Genomic DNA, 23,271 nt, shown 5'->3' with positions numbered 1-23,271 from the left:
TCGGGAGAGGGTCCTATCGGCTGAACCGGGCCAGGTCCTCGGTCAGCGCCCGGGCCACCTTGGCGTTCTGCTCGGCCAGGTAGAAGTGGCCGCCGGGGAAGGTGCGCAGCGAGAAGCCGGCCTCGGTGTGCTCGCGCCACTTCTCCGCCTCGGCGGGGGTGACCTGCGGGTCGTGGTCGCCCACCAGCACGCTGATGGGGCAGCGCAGCGGGGGTCCGGGTATGTACCGGTACGACTCCACCGCCGTGTAGTCGGCGCGGATGGCCGGCATGATCATGCGGATGATGTCGTCGTCCAGGAGCAGCCGGTCGTCGGTGCCGTTGAGCCGGCGGATCTCGGCGACGATGCCGTCGTCGTTCATGAAGCGGACGCCTCGGTCGCGCAGCCGGGGCGGGGCGGTGCGGCCGGAGGCGACCAGTCCGAGCAGCTCGGTGGCGGAGCCTGCTTCGAGGCGGCGGGCCACCTCGAAGGCCACGCAGGCGCCCATGCTGTGCCCGAACAGCACCAGCCGACGGCGCGGGAGGGTCTCCAGCACGGTGACGATCTCGTCGGCGAGCCGGCCGATGTCGGTGATCGGCGGTTCGGCGCGGCGGTCCTGCCGGCCCGGGTACTGCACCGGCAGGACGTCCGCGACACCGGCCAGGGCGTTGGCGAGCGGGCGGAAGTAACTGGCGGAGCCGCCCGCGTGCGGGAAGCAGACCAGCGACAGGTCGGTGTCCTCGGGCGCCGGCTGGTAGCGGCGGATCCAGAGTTCTTGTGCAGTCAGGGAGTTGGTCATCCCCGTACCTCCGTGCGCAGCCAGGACGCGATGGCGTCGGCGGTTGTCCGATGGTGTGTGTCGAGCATCGAGAAGTGGTCTCCGGGTACGTCGACCACGTGGTGGGCGTGCTCCCAGCCGGGCCCCCGGCCGCCCGGCTCGGCGCCGGGGACCTCGGCGGTGGCGCGCAGGAGCAGCACGGGGGTGGTGAGCGGCTCCGGGGTCCAGTCCGCGAAGACCCGGAAGTATCCGCCCATCGCCACCAGCCGCTGGTCGTCGAGGAGTTCGGCGGCCTCCTCGTTCTCCAGCAGCTGGGAGACCATCAGCTGGGTGCTGGTGCGGTCCGCGCTGCGGGAGAAGGTGTCGGCGAGGACGACGGCGGCGGCCGGGGTGCCGAGCGCGGCCAGGTGCTCGGCGACGGCGTGCGCGATCCAGCCGCCGGAGGAGCGGCCGAGCAGCACCAGGGGTCGGCCGGCGGCGAGTTCGACGGCGGTCTCCGCGTGGGCGGCGACCAGGGCCGTGGCCGAGCGGGGCAGCGGCTCGCCGGCGGTGAAGCCGGGGTGCGGCAGCGCCCAGACCTCGCCGGCGGCGCCGAGGGCCGCGCCGAGCCGCAGATATTCCTGCGGTCCGGAGACGGCGCTGAGCGAGGGCAGGCACACCACGGCGAGGTCGCCGGTGCCGGCGGTGATGCGCAGGGGTGCGGGCCAGCGGTCCGCGTCGGCGCGGGTGGCGAAGTCGGGCCGCAGCGCGGCGGCGGCGGTCAGCAGCTGGAAGCCCTCGGTGAGTCGGCCGCTGTCGTGGGCCTGCCGGAACAGGGCGGTCAGCGGGTCGCCGGCGGGTTCGCCGGAGCTCTGGGCGAGCCGGTCGGCGAGGTGGGCGGCGAGCACGGTGACCGTCGGATGGTCGAAGACGAGGGTCGCGGGCAGGGACAGCCCGGTCGTATCCCGCAGCCGGTTGCGCAGCTGGAGGGCGGTCAGGGACTCGACGCCCAGCTCGACGAAGGACCGGTCCGGGTCGATGTCCTCGGGTGTCGCGTGCCCGAGGACGGCGGCCGCGGCGGCGCGGACGTGGCCGGCGACCGCGGCGGCCCGCTGCGCGTCGTCGGTGAGACCGGCCAGGGTCCGGCGCAGTGTTCCGGTGTCCTCCTCGGCGGCGGGCGCGGGCGCCGGGGCCGCCGGGAGCGTGGCGGCGGGGGTGGCGGCCAGCCAGTACGAGCGCCGCTGGAAGGCGTAGCGCGGCAGTTCGACGCGCCGGGCGGGCGGCAGCGGCACGGTCCAGTCGACGGCGCCGCCGCGGACGTACAGCTCGGCGGCCGATTCCAGGAAGCGGGGCAGGCCGCCCTCGTCGCGCAGCAGCGAGCCGGTGACCGTGACGGCCCGGCCGGCGTCGGTGGTGTCGGCGGTCTCCGTGACGCCGCCGGTGAGCACGGGGTGCGGGCTGGCCTCCACGAAGTACCGGAAGCCGTCCTGGACCAGCAGCCGTACGGTGTCCTCGAAGCGGACGGTCTGCCGCAGGTTGCGGTACCAGTACTCGGCGTCCAGTTCCGTCCCGGTGAGCCGGGTGCCGGTGACCGCCGAGTAGAACGGCACGTCGGCGGGCTTGGGGGTGACGGCCGACAGCCGGGTGAGCAGCTCCTCGTGGACGGCCTCGACGTGCGGGGAGTGGGAGGCGTAGTCCACCGGGATCCGGCGCACCCGCACTCCGTCGGCCTCGCTCACGGCGAGGAAGGCGTCCAGGGCGTCGGCGTCTCCGGCGACCACGGTGGCGTTGGGTCCGTTGACCGCCGCGACGGCGATCCGGCCGTCCCAGGGGGCGAGCCGGGGCGCCACCCGGTCGGCGGGCAGCGCGACCGACACCATGCCGCCCCGGCCGGCCAGCCGGGTCAGTACCTGGCTGCGCAGGGCGACGACCAGCGCCGCGTCCTCCAGGGAGAGGGCGCCGGACACACAGGCGGCCGCGATCTCGCCCTGCGAGTGGCCGGCGACGGCGTCCGGGGCGATGCCGTACGACCGCCACAGCGCGGCCAGCGACACCATCACGGCGAACAGGGCCGGCTGGACCACGTCCACCCGGTCCAGCGAGGGTGCGTCCGGGTCGCCGCGCAGCACCCGGGTCAGCGACCAGTCGACGTGCGGGGCGAGGGCCTCCTCGCAGGCCGTGAGGCGCTCCCGGAAGACGGCGGAGGAGGCGGCCAGTTCGGTGGCCATGCCGGGCCACTGGGAGCCCTGGCCGGGGAAGACGAAGGCGGTACGGCCGACGGTGCGGGCGGCCGTCGTACCGCGCACGGTGCCCGGCGCGTCCCGGCCGTCCGCCAGGGCGCCGAGCCGGTCCAGCAGCTCCTCGCGGCCGTCGGCGACCACGACCGCGCGGTGGTCCAGCGCGGCCCGCCCGGTCACCAGCGACCAGGCCGTGTCGGCGCCGCGCTGCTCGGGGTGGGCGAGCAGATGGGCGCGGAGCCGGCCGGCCTGGGCGCGCAGCGCCTGGGGGGTGCGGGCGGACAGCACCCAGGGCAGGGGACCGGCGGCCGCCCCGGCCTCGGGCTGCTCCGCGCTCTCCTCCTCGGCCTGTTCGATGATGACGTGGGCGTTGGTGCCGCTCATGCCGAAGGAGGAGACCGCGGCGCGGCGGGGACGGTCGGCCGCGAGCCAGGGGCGGGCCTCGGTCAGCAGCTCGACCGCGCCCGCCGACCAGTCGATCTGCGGGGACGGCGCGTCCACGTGCAGGGTCTTCGGCAGCGTCCCGTGCCGCATCGCCTGCACCATCTTGATGATGCCGCCCACGCCGGCCGCGGCCATGGTGTGCCCGATGTTCGACTTGAGCGAGCCCAGCCAGAGCGGGCTGCCGGCCGGGCGGTGCTGGCCGTAGACGGCGAGCAGGGCCTGCGCCTCGATGGGGTCGCCGAGCCGGGTGCCGGTGCCGTGCGCCTCGACGGCGTCGATGTCGGCGGGGTCCAGCCGGGCGTCCGCGAGGGCCTGCCGGATGACCCGCTGCTGGGCCCGGCCGTTGGGCGCGGTCAGACCGGTGCTGGCGCCGTCCTGGTTGACCGCGCTGCCCCGGACGACGGCCAGCACCGGGTGTCCGAGCCGCCGGGCGTCGGACAGCCGCTCCAGCAGCAGCAGTCCGGCGCCCTCGCCCCAGGAGGTGCCGTCGGCGGAGGCGGCGAAGGACTTGCACCGGCCGTCCGCGGCCAGGCCGCCCTGGGCGCCGAAGTCCGCGAACGCGCCGGGGGAACTCATGATGGTCGCCCCGCCGGCCAGGGCCATCCGGCACTCGCCGCGGCGCAGCGCCTGGGCCGCCAGATGCAGCGCCACCAGCGACGACGAACACGCCGTGTCGACCGTGACGGCCGGCCCCTCCAGACCGAGGACGTAGGCGATCCGCCCGGAGGCGACGCTGCCGGCGTTGCCGGTACTGAGGTAGCCGAGGGCCTCGGCGGGGATGGCCTCGGCGCGGGTGGCGTAGTCGTGCAGGTTGAGGCCGGTGAAGACGCCCACCTGCTCGCCGCGGGCCGCGGACGGGTCGAGCCCGGCCGCCTCGAACGCCTCCCAGGCGGCCTCCAGCAGCAGCCGCTGCTGCGGGTCCATGGCGAGCGCCTCCCGCGGCGAGATGCCGAAGAAGTCGGCGTCGAACTCGTCCGCCTGGTGCAGGAATCCGCCGTGGCCCGCCCGGTCCTCGGGCCAGCCACGGTTGTCCGGGAAGCCGGAGATGGCGTCCCGGCCGTCCGCCACCAGCTCCCACAGCCCGTCGGGGTCGGTGACCCCGCCGGGGTAGCGGCAGCTCATGCCGATGATCGCGATCGGCTCGTGCTGCCGTTCGGTCAGCTCGCGCACCTGCCTGCGGGCCTCGCGCAGGTCGGCCGTGGCGCGTTTGAGGTAGTCGAGGTACTTCGCCTCGTCGGTCACGGGCTGCGTGCTCACGGCGACTCCAGTTCGGCATCCAGCAGGTCGAAGATCTCCTCGGCGGTGGCGGACTCCAGGTCGGTGTCCGCCGCGCGGTCCGGCGTGCGGTCCGCCGGCCGGTCCCGGGACCCGGTGAGGGCGCGCAACCGGGCGTAGATCTCCTCGTGTTCCGTGCCCTCGCCGGGCAGCGCGGCCAGCAGCGCCTCCAACCGGTCCAGTTCGCGGTGGAGTTCGGGCAGCCCGGACAGTTCGGCGGCCGCCTCCTCGGTCAGCCGGGCGGCGAGCGCGGCCGGGGTGGGGCAGTCGAACAGGACGGTCGGCGGCACCCGCAGACCGGTGGCGGCCGTCACGTGGTCACGCAGCTCGACCGCGGTGAGCGAGTCGATGCCGATGTCCTTGAACGACTGCGCCGGGTCCACGTCGTCGGCGCCCGCGTGTCCGAAGACCAGGGCGGTGCAGCGGCGGACGATGTCCAGCAGGGTGCGCGCCCGTTCGTCCGGCGACTGGGCCAGCAGCCGGTCCCGGGCGCCGGGCGCGGCGCCGGGCGGGGCGGCCGCGGCGGTGCGCCGGGCCGGGCGGTCCGCCGGGGCGTCGCCCTGTCCCGCGCCGTGGGCCGCGGGCCGGGTCAGGCCGGCGGGGGCCGGGCGCAGGCCGACGGAGTCCGCCGACGCGACCGGCTGCCCGGCCGGGTCGGCGAGCAGCAGGGAGACCGCGTCCGGCCCGGCGGGGGCGATCCGGACGCGTACGGCCGTGGCCCCGGTGGCGTGCACGGACACGCCCGCCCAGGCCAGGGGCAGCAGGCCGGCCCGGTCCGTCAGGCCGAGCGCGTGCAGCGCGCCGTCCAGCAGGACGGGGTGCAGCCGGTACCGGTCCGCCTGCGGTGCCTCGGCCGGGTCGAGGGCCAGCTCGGCGTACAGTTCGGCGTCGCGCCGCCAGGCGGCGCGCACGGTCCGGAACAGCGGCCCGTGGTCGAGCCCGGCCCGTGCCAGCCGCTCGTACAGGTCCTCGACGGGGGCGGGTACGGCCTCCGCGGGGGGCCATACGGCGAGGTCGGCGTCCTCGGCCTGAGCGGCGGGGCGCAGGGTGCCGTACGCGTTGCGGGTCCAGCCGCCGGGGCCGGGCGTGCCCTCGGGCCGCGAGTGCAGTTCGACGGCACACTGCTCGCCGGTCGGGGTCGCGGTCAGCCGGAGCTGAAGAGCACCCTGCTCCGGCAGGACCGGCGGGGTCTCCACGGTGAGTTCCTCGACGAGGGCGCAGCCGGTCTCGTCGCCGGCCCGCAGCACCATGTCGAGCACGGCGGAGGCGGGCAGCACGGGTGTCCCGGCGAGGGTGTGCTGGTCGAGCCAGGCCTGGCTGCCGGCGCCGAGGCGGCCGGTGAACAGCAGCCCTCCGGTGCCGGGCAGTTCGACGGCGGCGCCCAGCAGGGGGTGGTCGGCCGGGCCGAGTCCGGCGGCGCCGAGGTCCTCGGGCCGGTCCGGCAGCGCGTCCAGCCAGTACCGCTGCCGCTGGAAGGCGTAGGTCGGCAGTTCCGTGCGGGGCGGCCGGGGGCCGTCGAACGCGGCCGACCAGTCCACCGGGGTGCCGCAGAACGCCGGCCAGTCCACCGCGACGCCGTGCACATGCAGCTGGACGACGGCCCTGGTGAGGCTCTGCGTCTCACTGGTGTTGCCGCGCAGGGCGGGGACGAAGGTGCCGGTCTCCGCGTCGGCGGGCAGGCAGTTGGGGCCCATCGCGGACAGCACGCCGTCCGGGCCCAGCTCCAGGAAGGTGGTCACCCCGTCGGCGGCCAGGGCGCCCACGGCGTCGTGGAAGCGCACGGCCTGCCGGACATGCCGGATCCAGTACTCGGGGTCGGCGAGTTCCCCGGCCGTGACCGGGCCGCCGGTCAGGGTGGAGAAGAACGGCGTGTCGACCGGGCTGAACCGGACACCGCGCGCCACCTCGGCGAAGGCGTCCAGCATCGGTTCCATCAGCGGCGAGTGGAAAGCGTGGCTGACGTCGAGCCGCTTGGTCTTGCGGCCGGTCGCGCGCAGTTGTCCGGCGATGTCGAGGACGGCCTCGGCGGCGCCGGACAGCACGACGGCGGACGGCCCGTTGACCGCGGCGATGCCGACCCGGTCGGTGCAGTCCCGGATCAGTTCGAGCACTTCCGCCTCGGTGGCCTGTACGGCGACCATGGCGCCGCCGGCCGGCAGGGCCTGCATCAGCCGGCCGCGGGCCGCCACCAGGGCCGCCGCGTCGGCCAGCGGGAACAGCCCGATGGCATGGGCGGCCGCCAGCTCGCCGATGGAGTGCCCGGCCACCGCGTCGGGGCGGATGCCCCAGTGCTCGACCAGCCGGTGGAGGGCGACCTCCAGGGCGAACACGGCGGGCTGGGTGAAGCCGGTCTGGTGCAGCAGAGCGGCCTCGGGGCTGCCCTCGGCGGCGAAGACGATGTCCTTCAGCGGACGGTCGAGGTGCCGGTCGAGTGCGGCGCACACCTCGTCGAAGGCCGCCGCGAAGACCGGGTGGGCGTCGTACAGTTCGCGGCCCATGCCGAGGCGCTGGCTGCCCTGCCCGGTGAAGAGGAGGGCGAGCCGGCCGGTGTGCGGGCGGCCCTGCGCGACTCCGGCCGCGGGCTCCCCGGCGGCCACGGCGGCCAGGCCGCCGAGGAGCGCGTCGCGGTCCTCGGCCACCACCACGGCCCGGTGGTCGAAGGTGGTGCGGCTGGTGAGCAGGGTGTACGCCGCCGCGCTCAGGTCGAGTCCGGGGCGCTCGGCGACGAAGGTGTGCAGCCGCTCGGCCTGGGCGCGCAGCGCCGCCTCCGTCCGGCCCGAGACGATCCACGGGATCGGGCCGAGCGCCGCGTCGGCCGCCTCCTCCTCGGCCTCGGGGGCCTGTTCGAGGATGACATGGGCGTTGGTGCCGCTCAGCCCGAAGGAGGAGACAGCCGCCCGGCGCGGCCGGTCCAGCTCCGGCCACTCCCGCCGCTCGGTCAGCAGCTCCACCGCACCGGCCGACCAGTCGACGTGCGAGGTGGGCTCATCCACGTGCAGGGTCTTGGGCAGCACACCGTGCCGCAGCGCCATCACCATCTTGATGACACCGCCGACACCGGCGGCGGCCTGGGCATGGCCGATGTTCGACTTCAACGAGCCGAGGTACAGGGGCTGTTCGGCGGGGCGCTCCTGACCGTAGGTGGCGAGCAGCGCCTGCGCCTCGATCGGGTCACCCAGACGCGTACCGGTGCCGTGCGCCTCGACGGCGTCGACATCCGCGGCGCCCAGCCGGGCGTCCGCAAGTGCCTGCCGGATCACCCGCTGCTGCGACGGCCCGTTCGGCGCCGTAAGACCGTTGCTCGCACCGTCCTGGTTGACCGCACTCCCCCGCACCACGGCCAGCACAGGGTGCCCCTGCTTGAGCGCATCCGACAGCCGTTCCACGACCAGCACGCCCACGCCCTCGGCCCAGCCGGTGCCGTCCGCGCCCTCCGCGAAGGCCTTGCAGCGGCCGTCCGGGGAGAGGCCGCGCTGGCGGCTGAAGTCCAGGAAGGCGGCCGGGGAGGACATCACCGTGACACCGCCCGCGAGCGCCATCCGGCACTCGCCGCGCCGCAGCGCCTGCACCGCCAGATGCAGGGTCACCAGGGAGGAGGAGCACGCCGTGTCGACCGTGACCGCCGGGCCTTCGAGGCCGTAGGTGTACGACAGCCTTCCGGCCGCCACGCTGCCGGCGGTGCCGGTGCCGCGGAACGCCTCCAGCTCCTCGGGGATGGCGCGCAGCCTGGTCAGGTAGTCGCGGTTCATCAGGCCCATGTAGACGCCGGTACGACTGCCCCGCAGCGAGGCCGGGTCGATACCGGCCCGCTCGATCGCCTCCCACGACGTCTCCAGCAGCAACCGCTGCTGCGGATCCATGGCAAGCGCCTCACGCGGCGAGATACCGAAGAACCCGGCATCGAACTCCGCCGCATCGTGCAGGAAACCACCCTCCCGCGTGTAGACCTTCCCCCGCACCCCCGGATCAGGGTCGTACAACCCCTCCAGATCCCAGCCACGATCCGTCGGGAAACCCGACACACCATCCGAACCCGTGGCCACCAACTGCCACAGGTCGTCGGGTGAGTGGACCCCTCCGGGGTAGCGGCAGCCCATGCCGATGATGGCGATCGGCTCGTCCTCCGGGGCGGTGACGGTCTCCTCCGCGTCGGTGCCGCTCTCGGCGAGGAGTTCGCGGCGCAGGTGCTCCGCCAGCGCGGCCGGTGTGGGGTAGTCGAAGACGAGGGTCGGGGGCAGCGCCAGGCCGGTGCGCAGGCCGAGGGCGTTGCGCAGTTCGACGGCGCTCAGCGAGTCGACGCCGAGGTCGCGGAAGGTGTGCGTGGTGCCGATGGCGTCGGCGGTGGCATGCCCGAGGACGGTCGCGGCGTGCGTGCGCACCAGGTCCAGCAGCATCGCGTCGCGTTCGCCGGCGGGCAGTGCGAGCAGCCGGTCGCGGAGCGTCGCCGCGGGTGCGGCGGCCGCCCGGGCGGCCGGGCGGGGGGCCCGCACCAGACCGCTGAGCAGCGGCGGCACCTGCCGGCCGGACCGGGCGGCGGTGTCCAGGCGCATCGGGAGCAGGGCGGCCCGGTCGGCGCCGAGGCAGGCGTCGAAGAGGGCCAGGCCTTCCTCGACGGCGAGCGGGGCGAAGCCGGCCCGGGCGATGCGGGCGAGGTCCGTCTCGGCCAACTGCCCGGTGATGCTGCTGCGTTCGGCCCACAGGCCCCAGCCGAGCGAGAGGGCCGGCTGTCCGGCGGCCCGGCGCTGGGCGGCGAGCCCGTCCAGGAAGGCGTTGGCCGCCGCGTACGCGCCCTGGCCCGCGCCGCCGAAGACCCCGGCGGCGGAGGAGAACAGGACGAACTGCGCGAGGTCCAGGCCCTGGGTGAGTTCGTGCAGGTGGAGCGCGGCGTCGGCCTTGGGGCGGAGCACCGCGTCGGCCTGTTCCGGGGTGAGGGACTCCACCAGTCCGTCGGCCACGATCCCGGCCGCGTGGACGACTCCGGTCAGCGGGTGCGCGTCCGGGATCCCGGCCAGCAGGGCGGCGAGGGCGGACCGGTCGGCCGCGTCGCAGGCGACGACCGACACGGTGGCGCCCAGCTCGCCCAGTTCGGCCGTCAGCGCCTCGGCGCCGTCGGCGGCCGGGCCGCGGCGACTGGTCAGCACCAGGTGGCGGACGCCGTGCGCCGTGACGAGGTGCCGGGCGAGGGCCGCGCCGAGGGTGCCCGTACCGCCGGTGACCAGGACCGTACCGTCGGGCCGGAACCGAACCGCCGTACCGGCGTCCGCGTCGATCCCCGGGGCCGTGGTCCCGTCGGCGCCGGTCCTGAGGTCGGCGCGGGCCAGCCGGGCCACCGACCAGGCGCCGTCGCGGACCAGGAACTGGGGCTCGGGGCCGAGTACGGCGGTGGTGAGCGGGTCGTGCGGGCGGTCGGTGTCGACCAGGACGAAGCGTCCCGGGTGCTCGTTCTGCGCGGACCGCAGCAGGCCGTGCAGTGCGGCTCCGGCCGGGCTGGTGACCTGCTCACCGGTCGCGCCGCTGGTGACGAGGACCAGCCGGGCGGCGGCGCACCGCGGCTCGGCGAGCCAGTCCTGGACCAGGCGCAGGGTGCGGTGGACGGCGTCGTGCAGGGCGTCGAGCGCGGGCTGTTCGCGTACGACGACCACGTCCGGCACGGTGGCCCGGCCGGCGTCGACGGCGGCGAGGAGGGCCGCCAGGGTCGGGTGGTGGTCGTCCTGGGCGGGGCCGATCCGGGTCCAGCTGCCTGGCGCCAGCGGCTCGGCCGCCTCGGCCGGTACCCAGTCGAGGCGGTACAGCGCGTCCGCCGTCGCCGTGGCGCGCAGCGCCTCGGCCGTGACCGGGCGGACCGTGAGCGACTCCACCGAGGCCACCGGCAGGCCGCTCGGGTCGGCCACCGCGAGCGCCATCGCGTCGGTGCCGGCCGGGGTCAGCCGCACCCGCAGGGTGTCCGCACCGGTGGCGAAGAGCCGTACACCGGCCCAGTGGAAGGGCAGCCGCGGGCCGCCGTCGCCGTCCGGTCCGGCGAGGCTCCAGGCGTGCAGGGCGCTGTCCAGCAGGGCGGGGTGGACGCCGTAGCCGCCGGTGGTCCCCGGGCCGGGGTGGACGCCGTGGCCGCCGTCGGTCTCCGGGTCGGGCAGGGCGACCTCGGCGAAGATCTCGGTGCCGCGCCGCCAGGCCGCGCGCAGGCCGCGGAAGGCCGGGCCGTAGTCGAGTCCCGCGGCGGCGAGACCGTCGTACAGCGTGTCCACGGGGACGGGCCGGGCGCCGCGCGGGGGCCACTCGGCGAGGTCGAAGCCGGGTTCCCCGGTGTCGGCGGCGAGGGTGCCGGTGGCGTGCCGGGTCCAGGGCCGGTCGGCGACGTCGTCGGGCCGGGCGTGGACGGTCAGCTCGCGCCGGCCCGCCGCGTCGGCGGCGCCGACCGCCAACTGGACCTGGACACCGCCCTGTTCGGGAAGGACGAGCGGGGCCTGGAGGGTCAGCTCCTCGAGCAGCCGGCAGCCGGTCAGGTCGGCCGCGCGGAGCGCCAGGTCGACGAGGGCGGTGCCGGGCAGCAGCACCGTTCCGGCCACCGCGTGGTCCGCGAGCCAGGGGTGGGTACGGGGCGACAGCCGGCCGGTGAGCAGCAGCTCGTCGGCACCGGCCACCGACACCACCGCGCCCAGCAGCGGATGGTCGGCCGCGCCCAGGCCCAGGTCGGCCGGGCGGGCGGTACCGGCGGCGGCCGGGGAGCCGGTGAGCCAGTAGGGGGTGCGCTCGAAGGCGTACGTCGGCAGCTCGACGCGGCGCGGGCCGAGATGCCCGAAGAGGGCGTCGGCGTCGAGATCGGCACCGCCCACGTACAGCTGAGCGAGCGCGGTCAGCAGGGTGACGGGCTCGGGGCGGCCCTCGCGCAGGGTGGGCAGCAGCACCGCGTCGCTGTCGTCGGCCAGGCACTCGCGGCCCATCAGGGACTGCATGGCGACCGGGCCGAGTTCCAGGTAGGTGCCGACGCCGTCGGCCTCCAGGGTGCGCATGCCGTCCAGGAAGCGGACGGCGCCGCGGACATGGCGTCCCCAGTACTCCGGGGTGCGGAGTTCGTCCGGGTCCGCGAGCCGGCCGTCCAGGCAGTTGATGACCGGGAGGCGCGGCGGGTGGAACTCCAGTTCCCGGACGGCGGCCACGAAGCGGTCCAGGATCGGCTCCATGTGGGCGGAGTGGAACGCCCGCCCGAAGGACATCCGGTGGGTGCGCCGGCCGGCGGCCTGCCACTCGTCGCCGATCCGTGCGACGAGTTCCTCGTCGCCGGAGATGACGACCTGCCGCGGGCCGTTGACCAGGGCGACGTCCACCGTGCCGGAGCGGCCCCGCAGCGAGGCGCGGACCTCCTCCTCGGACGCCTCGATCGCGACCATGGTGCCGCCGGGCGGTGTCTGCTGGAGCAGCCGGCCCCGGGTGGTGACGAAGGCCGCCGCGTCCGCCAGGCTGAGCATGCCCGTCACATGGAGCAGGGCGGAGTCGCCGTTGGAGCCGCCGAAGACGACGTCGGGGCGGATTCCCCAGTGCTCGATCAGCCGGTAGAGGGCGACCTCGAGGGCGAACACCGCCGGGTGCCCGTACTCGGCCTGGGCCAGCAGCGCGGCTTCCGGGCTGCCCTCGGCCGCGAAGACGATGTCCTTGATCGGCCGGCTCAGGTGCCGGTCCAGGGCGGCGCAGGCCTCGTCGAAGGCCTTCGCGTAGAACGGGAAGGCGTCGTACAGCTCGCGACCCATGCCGAGGCGCTGGCTGCCCTGGAAGGTGAACAGGAAGGCAAGTCCGCCGTCCCGGCGCTCACCCCGGACGACTCCGGGCGCCGGTTCCCCGGCCGCCAGCGCGGCGAGCCCGGACAGCAGCTCGGCCCGGTCCTGGGCCAGCACGACGGCCCGGTGCTCGAACCCGGGGCGGTGGCGCAGCAGGGAGTACGCCGTGTCGACCAGGTCGAGTCCGGGGCGCTCGGTGACAAAGGTGTGCAGCCGCTCGGCCTGGGCGCGCAGCGCCTCGGGGGTACGGGCGGACAGCACCCAGGGCAGCAGCCCGTGCGGCGGGCGGGCGCCGACCTCCGGCTGCTCGGGCTCGGCGGCCTGTTCCAGGATGACATGGGCGTTGGTGCCGCTCAGCCCGAAGGAGGAGACCGCCGCACGGCGCGGCCGGTCCACCTCTGGCCACTCCCGCCGCTCGGTCAGCAGCTCCACCGCACCCGCGGACCAGTCGACGTGCGAGGTCGGCTGATCCACGTGCAGGGTCTTGGGCAGCACACCGTGCCGCAGCGCCATCACCATCTTGATGACACCGCCGACACCGGCGGCGGCCTGGGCATGGCCGATGTTCGACTTCAACGAGCCCAGATACAACGGCTGTTCATTTGTGTGGTCCTGCCCGTAGGTGGCGAGCAGCGCCTGTGCCTCGATCGGGTCACCCAGCCGGGTGCCGGTGCCATGTGCCTCGACGGCGTCGACATCGGCGGCGCCCAGCCGGGCATCGGCAAGCGCCTGCCGGATCACCCGCTGCTGCGACGGCCCGTTCGGCGCCGTCAGACCATTGCTCGCACCGTCCTGGTTGACCGCACTCCCCCGCACCACGGCCAGCACCGGATGCCCCTGCTCGAGAGCATCCGACAGCCGCTCGACCAGCAGGACGCCGACGCCCTCGCCGAAGCCGGTGCCGTCCGCACTCTCGTCGAACGCCTTGCAGCGGCCGTCCGCGGAGAGGCCGCGCTGGCGGCTGAAGTCCAGGAAGGACGCTGTGGACGACATCACGGTGACACCGCCGGCCAGCGCCATCCCGCACTCGCCGCGCCGCAGCGCCTGCACCGCCAGATGCAGTGCCACCAGCGACGACGAACACGCCGTGTCGACGGTGAGCGTGGGCCCTTCCAGGCCCAGGGTGTAGGCGATGCGCCCGGCCCCGATGCTGCCCGCGGTACCGGTGCCGAGGTGTCCCTCCAGGTCCTCGGGAACACCGGATAGGTGCACGGCGTAGTCGTGGTACATCAGGCCCATGTAGACGCCGGTACGACTGCCCCGCAGCGAGGCCGGGTCGATACCGGCCCGCTCGATCGCCTCCCACGACGTCTCCAGCAGCAACCGCTGCTGCGGATCCATGGCAAGCGCCTCACGCGGCGAGATACCGAAGAACCCGGCATCGAACTCCGCCGCATCGTGCAGGAAACCACCCTCCCGCGTGTAGACCTTCCCCCGCACCCCCGGATCAGGGTCGTACAACCCCTCCAGATCCCAGCCACGATCCGTCGGGAAACCCGACACACCATCCGAACCCGAGGCCACCAACTGCCACAGGTCGTCGGGTGAGTGGACCCCGCCGGGGAAGCGGCAGCCCATGCCCACGACGGCGATCGGCTCGTGCGCCTTCGCGTCGACGTCGCTGAGCCTCTGGTTCGCCTGCCGCAGCTCGGCCGTCATCCGCTTCAGGTACTCGAGGAGTTTTTCCTGCTCTGCCATCGCCTTGTGCAACGCCTTTCAACATTCACAGTCAGGTGGTCCGGGGGCCGGTCGGGGTCAGACGGAACCGAATTCCTTGTCGATGAGTCCGAGCAGTTCGTCCGCTGTGGCCGAGGCGATCTCCTGGTCGATGTCCGCCGTGCCATCGCTGCCGCCGCCGCTTCCCGCGACCTTCGTCGCGAGGGCGCGCAGCCGGGACGACACCTCGTCCGGGTCGGGGAGCCGGGACAGGGAGGAGAGCAGGGCCGACTCCAGGCGGTCGAGTTCCCGCAGCACGGCCGGCGGGTCGAAGGCCGGCCCGTCGGCGGAGGGTGCGGCGAAGAGCTGTCCGCCGAGGTGTTCGGCCAGGGCCGCCGGGGTGGGGTGGTCGAACACCACGGTCGGCGGGAGCTTCACTCCGGTCGCCGCGGCCAGCTGGTTGCGCAGCTGGACCGCGGTGAGCGAGTCGAAGCCCAGCTCCTTGAAGGCGCGCTCGGCCGGTACCGAGCCGGTGGTGGAGTGGCCCAGCACCGCGGCGACATGGCTGCGGACGAGGTCCAGCAGGCCTGCCTGGCGCTCCTCTTCGGGCAGTGCCAGCAGACGCTCGCGGGCGGATGCGGTGCCCGCCTCCGCGGCCTGCGCCCCCGTGTTCCCCGGGCGCCGCACCTCGTGCCACAGCACCGGCGGTACGTCCTGACCGCGCAGCGCCGCGTGGTCGAGGCGGATCGGCACCAGCACGGGCTCGCCGGCCCGCCGGGCGGCGTCGAAGAGGGCCAGCGCCTCACCGGACGACAGACCGAGGACTCCGGAACGTCCCGTATGCTCCCGCTCCGCCTCCGACAGCGACGCGGTCAGCTCGCTCCGCTCGCTCCACAGTCCCCACGGCAGGGACTGCGCGGGCAGTCCGTTCGCGGCCCGGTGGGCGGCGAGCGCGTCCAGGAACACGTTGGCCGCCGCGTAGTTGCCCTGCCCGGGGCTGCCGAGGACGCCGGCCGCCGAGGAGAAGAGGACGAAGGTGTGCAGGGGGTGGTTGCGGGTGAGGTCGTGGAGGTTGAGCGCCGCGTCGATCTTCGGACGCAGGACCCGCTCCAGCTGCTCGGGCGTCAGCCCGGTCACGACCGCGTCGTCCAGCACACCGGCCGCATGGATCACAGCGGTCAGCGGACGCTCCTGCGGAATCCCGGCGAGCACCGCCGCCAGGGCATCACGGTCGGCCGCATCACACGCGACAACCGACACCCGCGCCCCCAACCCCGACAACTCCAGGGCCAACTCCTGGGCCCCAGGCGCCTGTTCACCCCGCCGACTGGTCAGCAGCAGATCCCTGACGCCGTGCTCGACCACCAGATGCCGGGCCACCAACGCCCCCACCGTCCCGGTACCACCCGTGACCAGCACCGTGCCCCCACCCATGGCCGGGGCAGCAGACGGCTGCGCGGTGTGCCGTACCAGACGCGGCACGAACACCATCCCGTCACGCACCGCCAGCTGCGACTCACCACCACCAGCCAGCCCTGCCGTCAGCGCCTCGTCCGCACCGTCCACCAGCCACACCCGCTCCGGATGCTCCCGCTGCGCCGACCGCACCAGACCCCACACCGGCGCACACACCAGATCCGTCACGTCCTCACCCGGCCGCACCGCCACCGCACCACAGGTGGCGAACACCAACCGAGAAGACGCCAACCGCTCATCCGACAGGAACTCCTGAAGCAGAGTCAGGGCCCGCCGTGTCACCTCACGCGCGTTCTCCGCCGAGACATCGCCTCCCGCGAAGGGCGCGACCACCACCTCGGGAACCGACTCACCCAGCACGCCCAGGTCGAGATCGGCGCCCAGGACGTGGTAGCGGTCCGTGGTCGTCCGTGCCGTTCCGCCGGGTGTCGGCTGCCACTCCAGCCGGTAGAGGGACTCCTGCCCGGCGGCTCGCAGCTGCTCCGCGCTGACCGGTCGCAGGGTCAGCGACTCGACGGATACGGCGGTCCGCCCGGCGGTGTCCGTCGCCGTCAGGGACACGGTGTCGTCACCGTCGCCGCCCGCGGTCAACCGCACCCGCAGAGCCGTAGCACCGGTCGACGCCAGCGACACACCCGTCCACGAGAACGGCAACCGCGGCTCCCCGATCCCCTCCGCATCCGGATCGATCAACACCAGCGAGTGCAACGCCGCATCCAGCAACGCCGGATGCACTGCAAAGCCCTCACTAGCGCCCTGCCCCAGCTCGACCTCCGCGAACACCTCACCAGGCCGACGCCACACCGCCCGCACACCCTGGAACAACGGCCCATAGTCATAACCGGCCGCCGCGAACTCGCCGTACAGCCCGGAGACATCCACCCTCTCCGCATCCACCGGCGGCCAGGCGGGCAGGGCCGTGAGCGCTGCGCCGTCCGAGGGCGCCGCTACGACGCCACGTGCGTGGACGGTCCATGCGTCACCGGAGCCGGTGGCGGAGCGCACGACGACTTCCCGGCGGCCGGACTCGTCCGCACCGGCCACACTGACATGCAGCCGAATGTCGGCGTCGTCCGGCAGCAGCAGCGGCGCTTCCAGCACCAGCTCTTCCACGGTCCCCGCACCGATCTGCGCACCGGCCCGCGACACCATCTCCACGAAGGCCGTGCCGGGCAGGAGCGCGGTGCCGAACACCGCGTGCTCGACGAGCCAGGGATGCGACTTCAACGACACCGACCCCGTCAGCACCACACCATCGGAATCCGGCACCGGCACCAGCGCACCCAGCAGCCCATGCCCGAGCCCCTCCAGACCCAGGCCCGCCGCATCCGTCACCTGCGCCGGCACCGGCTCCAGCCAGTACCGCTCACGCTGGAAGGCGTACGTCGGCAGGTCCACATGGCGGACCGGACCGTCGAAGAACGCCGTCCAGTCGACCGTCACACCCGCCGCGAAGGCCTCGCCCAGGGAGAGGAGCATGCGCCGCTGTTCGTCTTCGTTGCGTCGCAGCGTCCCCAACACCACAGCAGAAGCGTCGGCTTCCTCGACACTCTCCTCCACCGACGCCGTCAACACCGGATGCGCACTCGCCTCGACAAACATATCGAAACCGTCTGCGAGCAATGCCCGCGTCGCACCATGGAAGTCCACTGTTTTGCGCAGGTTGGTGTACCAGTACCCGGCATCCAGCCCGGCTCCGTCCACCACGCCACCGGTCACGGCCGAGTAGAACGGCACCTCACCCTGGCGCGGAGACACCGGAGCGAGCAGCTCCAACAACTCGCTTTCGATCTCCTCCACATGAGCTGAATGCGAGGCATAGTCCACGGGGATCCGGCGGGCCCGCACCCCGTCCGCCTCACACGCCGCCAACAGGCCATCCAGAGCCGCGACATCACCCGAAACCACCGTCGACAACGGCCCGTTCACCGCCGCCACCCACAACCCCTCACCCAACCGCGCACGCACATCCTCGACCGGCAGAGCGACCGACACCATGCCACCCCGCCCCGCCAACACACCCAACGCCCGGCTCCGCAGAGCAACCACCCGCGCCGCATCCTCCAGCGACAAAACCCCCGCCACACACGCAGCCGCAATCTCACCCTGCGAATGACCCACCACAGCAGCCGGCTCCACCCCACACGACCGCCACAACTCCGCCAACGACACCATCACAGCCCACAACACCGGCTGCACCACATCCACCCGATCCAACCCAGGCGCCCCCACCTCACCCAACACCACCGACGACAACGACCAATCAACAAACGCCCCCAACGCCGCCTCACACTCCACCATCCGCCCACGAAACACCGACGACGACTCCCACAACCCCGCCGCCATCCCCACCCACTGCGACCCCTGACCCGGAAACACAAACACCACCCGACGACCACCCACACCCACACCACTCACCACACCAGAACCCACCCCACCCGACACCAACACACCCAGTTGGGAGAGGAGTTCATCGCGGTCACCAGCCACCACCACAGCCCGGTGGTCATGAGCGGTACGGCTGGTCAGGAGGGAGTGAGCCGTGTCGACCAGGTCGAGCTCGGGGCGCTCGGTGACAAAGGTGTGCAGCCGCTCGGCCTGGGCGCGCAGCGCCTGGCGGGTACGGGCGGACACCACCCAGGGCAGCAGCCCGTGCGGCGGGCGTGCGGCGGCCTCCGGTTGCTCGGGCTCGGTGGCCTGTTCCAGGACGACATGAGCGTTGGTGCCGCTGGCGCCGAAGGCGGAGACACCGGCGCGTCGGGGCCGGTCGACCTCGGGCCACTTCCGCTCCTCGGTCAGCAGCTCCACCGCTCCGGCCGACCAGTCGACGTGCGAGGTCGGCTGATCCACGTGCAGGGTCTTGGGCAGCACACCGTGCCGCAGCGCCATCACCATCTTGATGACACCGCCGACACCGGCGGCGGCCTGGGCATGGCCGATGTTCGACTTCAACGAGGCGAGGTACAGGGGCTGTTCGGCGGGGCGCTCCTGACCGTAGGTCGCGAGCAGGGCCTGTGCCTCGATCGGGTCACCCAGCCGCGTGCCGGTGCCATGTGCCTCAACGGCGTCGACATCCGCCGCGCCCAGCCGGGCGTCCGCAAGTGCCTGCCGGATCACCCGCTGCTGCGACGGCCCGTTCGGCGCCGTAAGACCGTTGCTCGCACCGTCCTGATTGACCGCACTCCCCCGGACGACGGCCAGCACAGGGTGCCCATTCTTGAGCGCATCCGACAGCCGCTCCACCACCAGCACACCCACGCCCTCGGCCCAGCCGGTGCCGTCCGCGCCCTCCGCGAACGCCTTGCAGCGGCCGTCCGCGGACATACCGCGCTGCCGGCTGAACTCCACGAACAGGCCCGGTGAAGACATCACGGTGACACCGCCCGCGAGCGCCATCCGGCACTCGCCGCGCCGCAGCGCCTGCACCGCCAGATGCAGCGCCACCAGCGACGACGAACACGCCGTGTCGACCGTCACCGCCGGGCCTTCGAGGCCGAACGTGTACGACAGCCGGCCGGCCGCGATGCTGCCCGCGCTGCCGTTGAGCAGGTAGCCCTCGAGTTCCTCGGGGGCCTTGCCCTCGCGGGAGCCGTAGTCGTGGTACATCAGGCCCATGTAGACGCCGGTACGGCTGCCCCGCAGAGTGGCCGGGTCGATGCCCGCCCGCTCGATCGCCTCCCACGACGTCTCCAGCAGCAACCGTTGCTGCGGGTCGGTGGCGAGGGCCTCGCGCGGGGAGATGCCGAAGAACTCCGCGTCGAACTCGGCCGCGTCATAGAGGAAGCCGCCCGAGCGCGAGTACGACTTCCCCACCGCTTCCGGGTCCGGGTCGTACAGGCCCTCGACGTCCCAACCCCGGTCCGTCGGCCAGGACGACACGGCGTCGCCCGCCGAGGCGACCAACCGCCACAGATCCTCCGGCGACCTCACCCCGCCCGGGAACCGGCACCCGATCCCCACGATCGCCACCGGCTCGTGGGCATCGTCCTGCATCTGACGCAGACGCTCACGGGTGTCGTGCAGCTCCGCGGCCGCCTGCTTGAGGTACGAGCGCAGCTTGTCCTCGGTGTTCACTCTCTCCCCCTACCTGAGGTCATGAAGGTCCGTCGCCTGCTGAGCTGTCAGATGCCTTTGTCGAGGAAGTCGAACAGCTCGTCGTCACTGGCCGCGTCGAACCGTTCCACGCCGGAGGGTTCGTCGGGCGTCGCCGGCCGGGCTTCGAGGTGCTTGGCGACGAGTTGCTGCATCCGGCTCAGCACGCGTTCGCGTGCCTGCTCGTCGGGGGCCAGGGTGGCGAGCGCGGACTCCAGATCGTCGAGCTCGCTGAGCACCCGGTCCGTCAATGACTCTTCCTCCGGCCGCAGTTCACTCCACAGGTGGTCGGCGAGCGCGGCCGGTGTCGGATAGTCGAAGGCGAGCGTGGCGGAGAGACGCAGACCGGTGGCCCGCATCAGCCGGTTGCGGAGTTCCACCGCCCCGAGCGAGTCGAAGCCCAGCTCCTTGAAGGTCTGGTGCGACTTCACCGCCGTGGCCGTGGTGTGGCCGAGGACCCCGGCGGCCTGCGCACAGACCAGGTCGCGCAGTTCCTCGGTCCGCTCCGCCTCGGGCATGGCCGCCAGGCGGTCGGCCAGGGTGGCGGGGTCCGTCGCCGGGCCGTGGCCGGCCGTGGCCGACGGGTCCGCCGTGGCCGTCGCACGGTGGGCGGGCCTGCGGACCAGTTCGTGCAGGATGGCCGGCAGGCTGCCCGCGGCGGCCTGCTCGCGCAGGCTCGCCTCGTTCAGCAGGGCGGGCAGGACAAAGGTCTCCCCGGTGCGTATGGCCGCGTCGAACAGATCGAGTCCCTGCTCGGAGGTCATCTCCGCGAGGCCGAGCTGGGCGATGCGCCGCATGGCGATCGCGTCCAGGTGTTCCGTCATCTCGCTGCGTTCGGCCCAGAAGCCCCAGCCGAGCGCGGTGCCGGGCAGTCCGTGGGCGGCCCGGTGGGCGGCGAGCGCTTCGAGGAACACATTGGCCGCCGCGTAGTGCGCCTGGCCGGAGCTACCGAAGGTGGCCGCGGCTCCCGAGAAGAGGATGAAGGCCTGGAGAGGGTGGTTGCGGGTGAGGTCGTGGAGGTTGAGCGCCGCGTCGATCTTCGGACGCAGGACCCGCTCCAGCTGCTCGGGCGTCAGCCCGGTCACGACCGCGTCGTCCAGCACACCGGCCGCATGGATCACAGCGGTCAGCGGACGCTCCTGCGGAATCCCCGCCAGCACCGCCGCCAGGGCATCCCGGTCGGCCGCATCACACGCGACAACCGACACCCGCGCCCCCAACCCCGACAACTCCAGGGCCAACTCCTGTGCCCCAGACGCCTGTTCACCGCGCCGACTGGTCAGCAGCAGATCCCTGACCCCGTGCTCGACCACCAGATGCCGGGCCACCAACGCCCCCACCGTCCCGGTACCACCCGTGACCAGCACCGTGCCCCCACCCATGGCCGGGACAGCAGAGGGCTGCGCGGTGTGCCGTACCAGACGCGGCACGAACACCACCCCGTCACGCACCGCCAGCTGCGACTCACCACCACCAGCCAGACCCGCCGCCAGCGCCTCGTCCGCACCGTCCACCAGCCACACCCGCTCCGGATGCTCCCGCTGCGCCGACCGCACCAGACCCCACACCGGCGCACACACCAGATCCGTCACGTCCTCACCCGGCCGCACCGCCACCGCACCACGGGTCACGAACACCAACCGAGAAGACGCCAACCGCTCATCCGACAGGAACTCCTGAAGGAGGGACAGGGCCCGACATGTCACCTCACGCGCGTTCTCCGCCGAGATATCGCCTCCCGCGAAGGGCGCGACCACCACCTCGGGAACCGACTCACCCAGCACGCCCAGGTCGAGATCGGCGCCCAGGACGTGGTAGCGGTCCGTGGTCGTCCGTGCCGTTCCGCCGGGTGTCGGCTGCCACTCCAGCCGGTGGATGCCCTGCTGCCGACCGACGCGCAACTGCTCGGCGCTCACGGTGCGCAGTACCAGCGACTCGACCGAGACCACCGTCCGGCCTTCCGGGTCCGTCGCCGTCAGGGACACGGTGTCGTCACCGTCGCCGCCCGTGGTCAACCGCACCCGCAGAGCCGTAGCACCGGTCGACGCCAGCTGCACGCCTGTCCACGAGAACGGCAACCGCGGCTCCCCGGCCCCCTCCGCATTGGGATCGATCAGCACCAGCGAGTGCAAGGCCGCATCCAGCAACGCCGGATGCACCGCGAACCCCTCACCACTGCCCTGCCCCAGCTCGACCTCCGCGAACACCTCACCAGGCCGACGCCACACCGCCCGCACACCCTGGAACAACGGCCCATAGTCATAACCGGCCGCCGCGAACTCGTCGTACAGCCCGGAGACATCCACCCTCTCCGCATCCACCGGCGGCCAGGCGGCGGGCTGGAGGCCGGGGGTGTCGGCTGACACGGGGGCCAGGACGGCCCGGGCGTGCACGGTCCACTCCTCGTCGGAGCGGGAGCGCACCACCAGCGTCCGGCAGCCGGACTCGTCCGCACCGGTCACGCTCACGTGAAGCCCTGTCTCGCCCTGGTCCGGCACCAACAGAGGTGCCTCCAGAACCAGTTCGCGCACCACCGGCGTACCGGCTTCCGCGCCGGCCCGTGACGCCATCTCCACGAAGGCCGTGCCGGGCAGGAGCGCGGTGCCGAACACGGCGTGCTCGGCGAGCCAGGGATGCGACTTCAGCGACACCGACCCCGTCAGCACCACACCATCGGAGTCCGGCACCGGCACCAGCGCACCCAGCAGCCCATGCCCGAGCCCCTCCAGACCCAGGCCCGCCGCATCCGTCACCTGCGCCCGCACCGGCTCCAGCCAGTACCGCTCGCGCTGGAAGGCATACGTCGGCAGCTCCCACGGCTCCACCGGCCGCCCACCCACCGGCCACCGCACATCAAGCCCCGCAACAAACGCCTCAGCCAACGCAAGAAGAAAGCGCCGCTGCTCATCCTCATTGCGTCGCAGCGTCCCCAACACCACAGCAGAAGCGTCGGCTTCCTCGACACTCTCCTCCACCGACGCCGTCAACACCGGATGCGCACTCGCCTCGACAAACACGTCAAAGCCGTCCGCGAGCAACGCCCGCGTCGCACCATGGAAGTCCACCGTCTCGCGGAGGTTGGTGTACCAGTACCCGGCATCCAGCCCGGCACCATCCACCACACCACCCGTCACCGCCGAATAGAACGGCACCCCACCTGCACGCGGAGACACCGGAGCAAGCAGCTCCAGCAACTCGCTTTCGATCTCCTCCACATGAGCTGAATGCGAGGCATAGTCCACGGGGATCCGGCGGGCCCGCACCCCCTCCGCCTCACACGCCGCCAACAACGCGTCCAGAGCCGCCACATCACCGGAAACCACCGTCGACAACGGCCCGTTCACCGCCGCCACCCACAACCCCTCACCCAACCGCGCACGCACATCCTCGACCGGCAGAGCGACCGACACCATGCCACCCCGCCCCGCCAACACACCCAACGCCTTACTCCGCAAAGCAACCACCCGCGCCGCATCCTCCAGCGACAAAACCCCCGCCACACACGCAGCCGCAATCTCACCCTGCGAATGACCCACCACAGCAGCCGGCTCCACCCCACACGACCGCCACAACTCCGCCAACG

The 23,271-nt window shown here is 73.3% G+C and carries 3 protein-coding genes and 2 pseudogenes; all 5 read right to left on the bottom strand.

All coding sequences use genetic code 11. The features are described from left to right. Positions 1–13: 13 nt before the first annotated feature. Positions 14–778: a thioesterase II family protein gene (locus tag ACWCV9_RS11680; RefSeq protein ID WP_385845987.1), complete on the bottom strand. Its 765-nt coding sequence runs from the start codon at positions 776–778 to the stop codon at positions 14–16. Then, positions 775–4,656 (bottom strand): annotated as a pseudogene (locus tag ACWCV9_RS11675) (type I polyketide synthase); the annotation flags it as partial. The gene ACWCV9_RS11680 and the pseudogene ACWCV9_RS11675, both read right to left, overlap by 4 nt. Before the next feature lie 14 nt (positions 4,657–4,670). Further along, positions 4,671–14,174, bottom strand: a complete 9,504-nt coding sequence (locus tag ACWCV9_RS11670) for a type I polyketide synthase (RefSeq protein ID WP_450785800.1) — start codon at positions 14,172–14,174, stop codon at positions 4,671–4,673. A gap of 45 nt (positions 14,175–14,219) precedes the next feature. After that, positions 14,220–19,628 (bottom strand): annotated as a pseudogene (locus ACWCV9_RS11665) (SDR family NAD(P)-dependent oxidoreductase); the annotation flags it as partial. An 89-nt stretch (positions 19,629–19,717) separates the two neighbouring features. Beyond that, on the bottom strand, positions 19,718–23,271 hold a 3,554-nt coding region (locus tag ACWCV9_RS11660), incomplete at its 5' end, for an SDR family NAD(P)-dependent oxidoreductase (RefSeq protein ID WP_450785799.1).

This window comes from Streptomyces sp. NPDC001606 (genome assembly GCF_053596835.1).
Note: the sequence above shows the minus strand (reverse complement) of the source record. Positions and strands in the feature narration are given on the sequence as shown.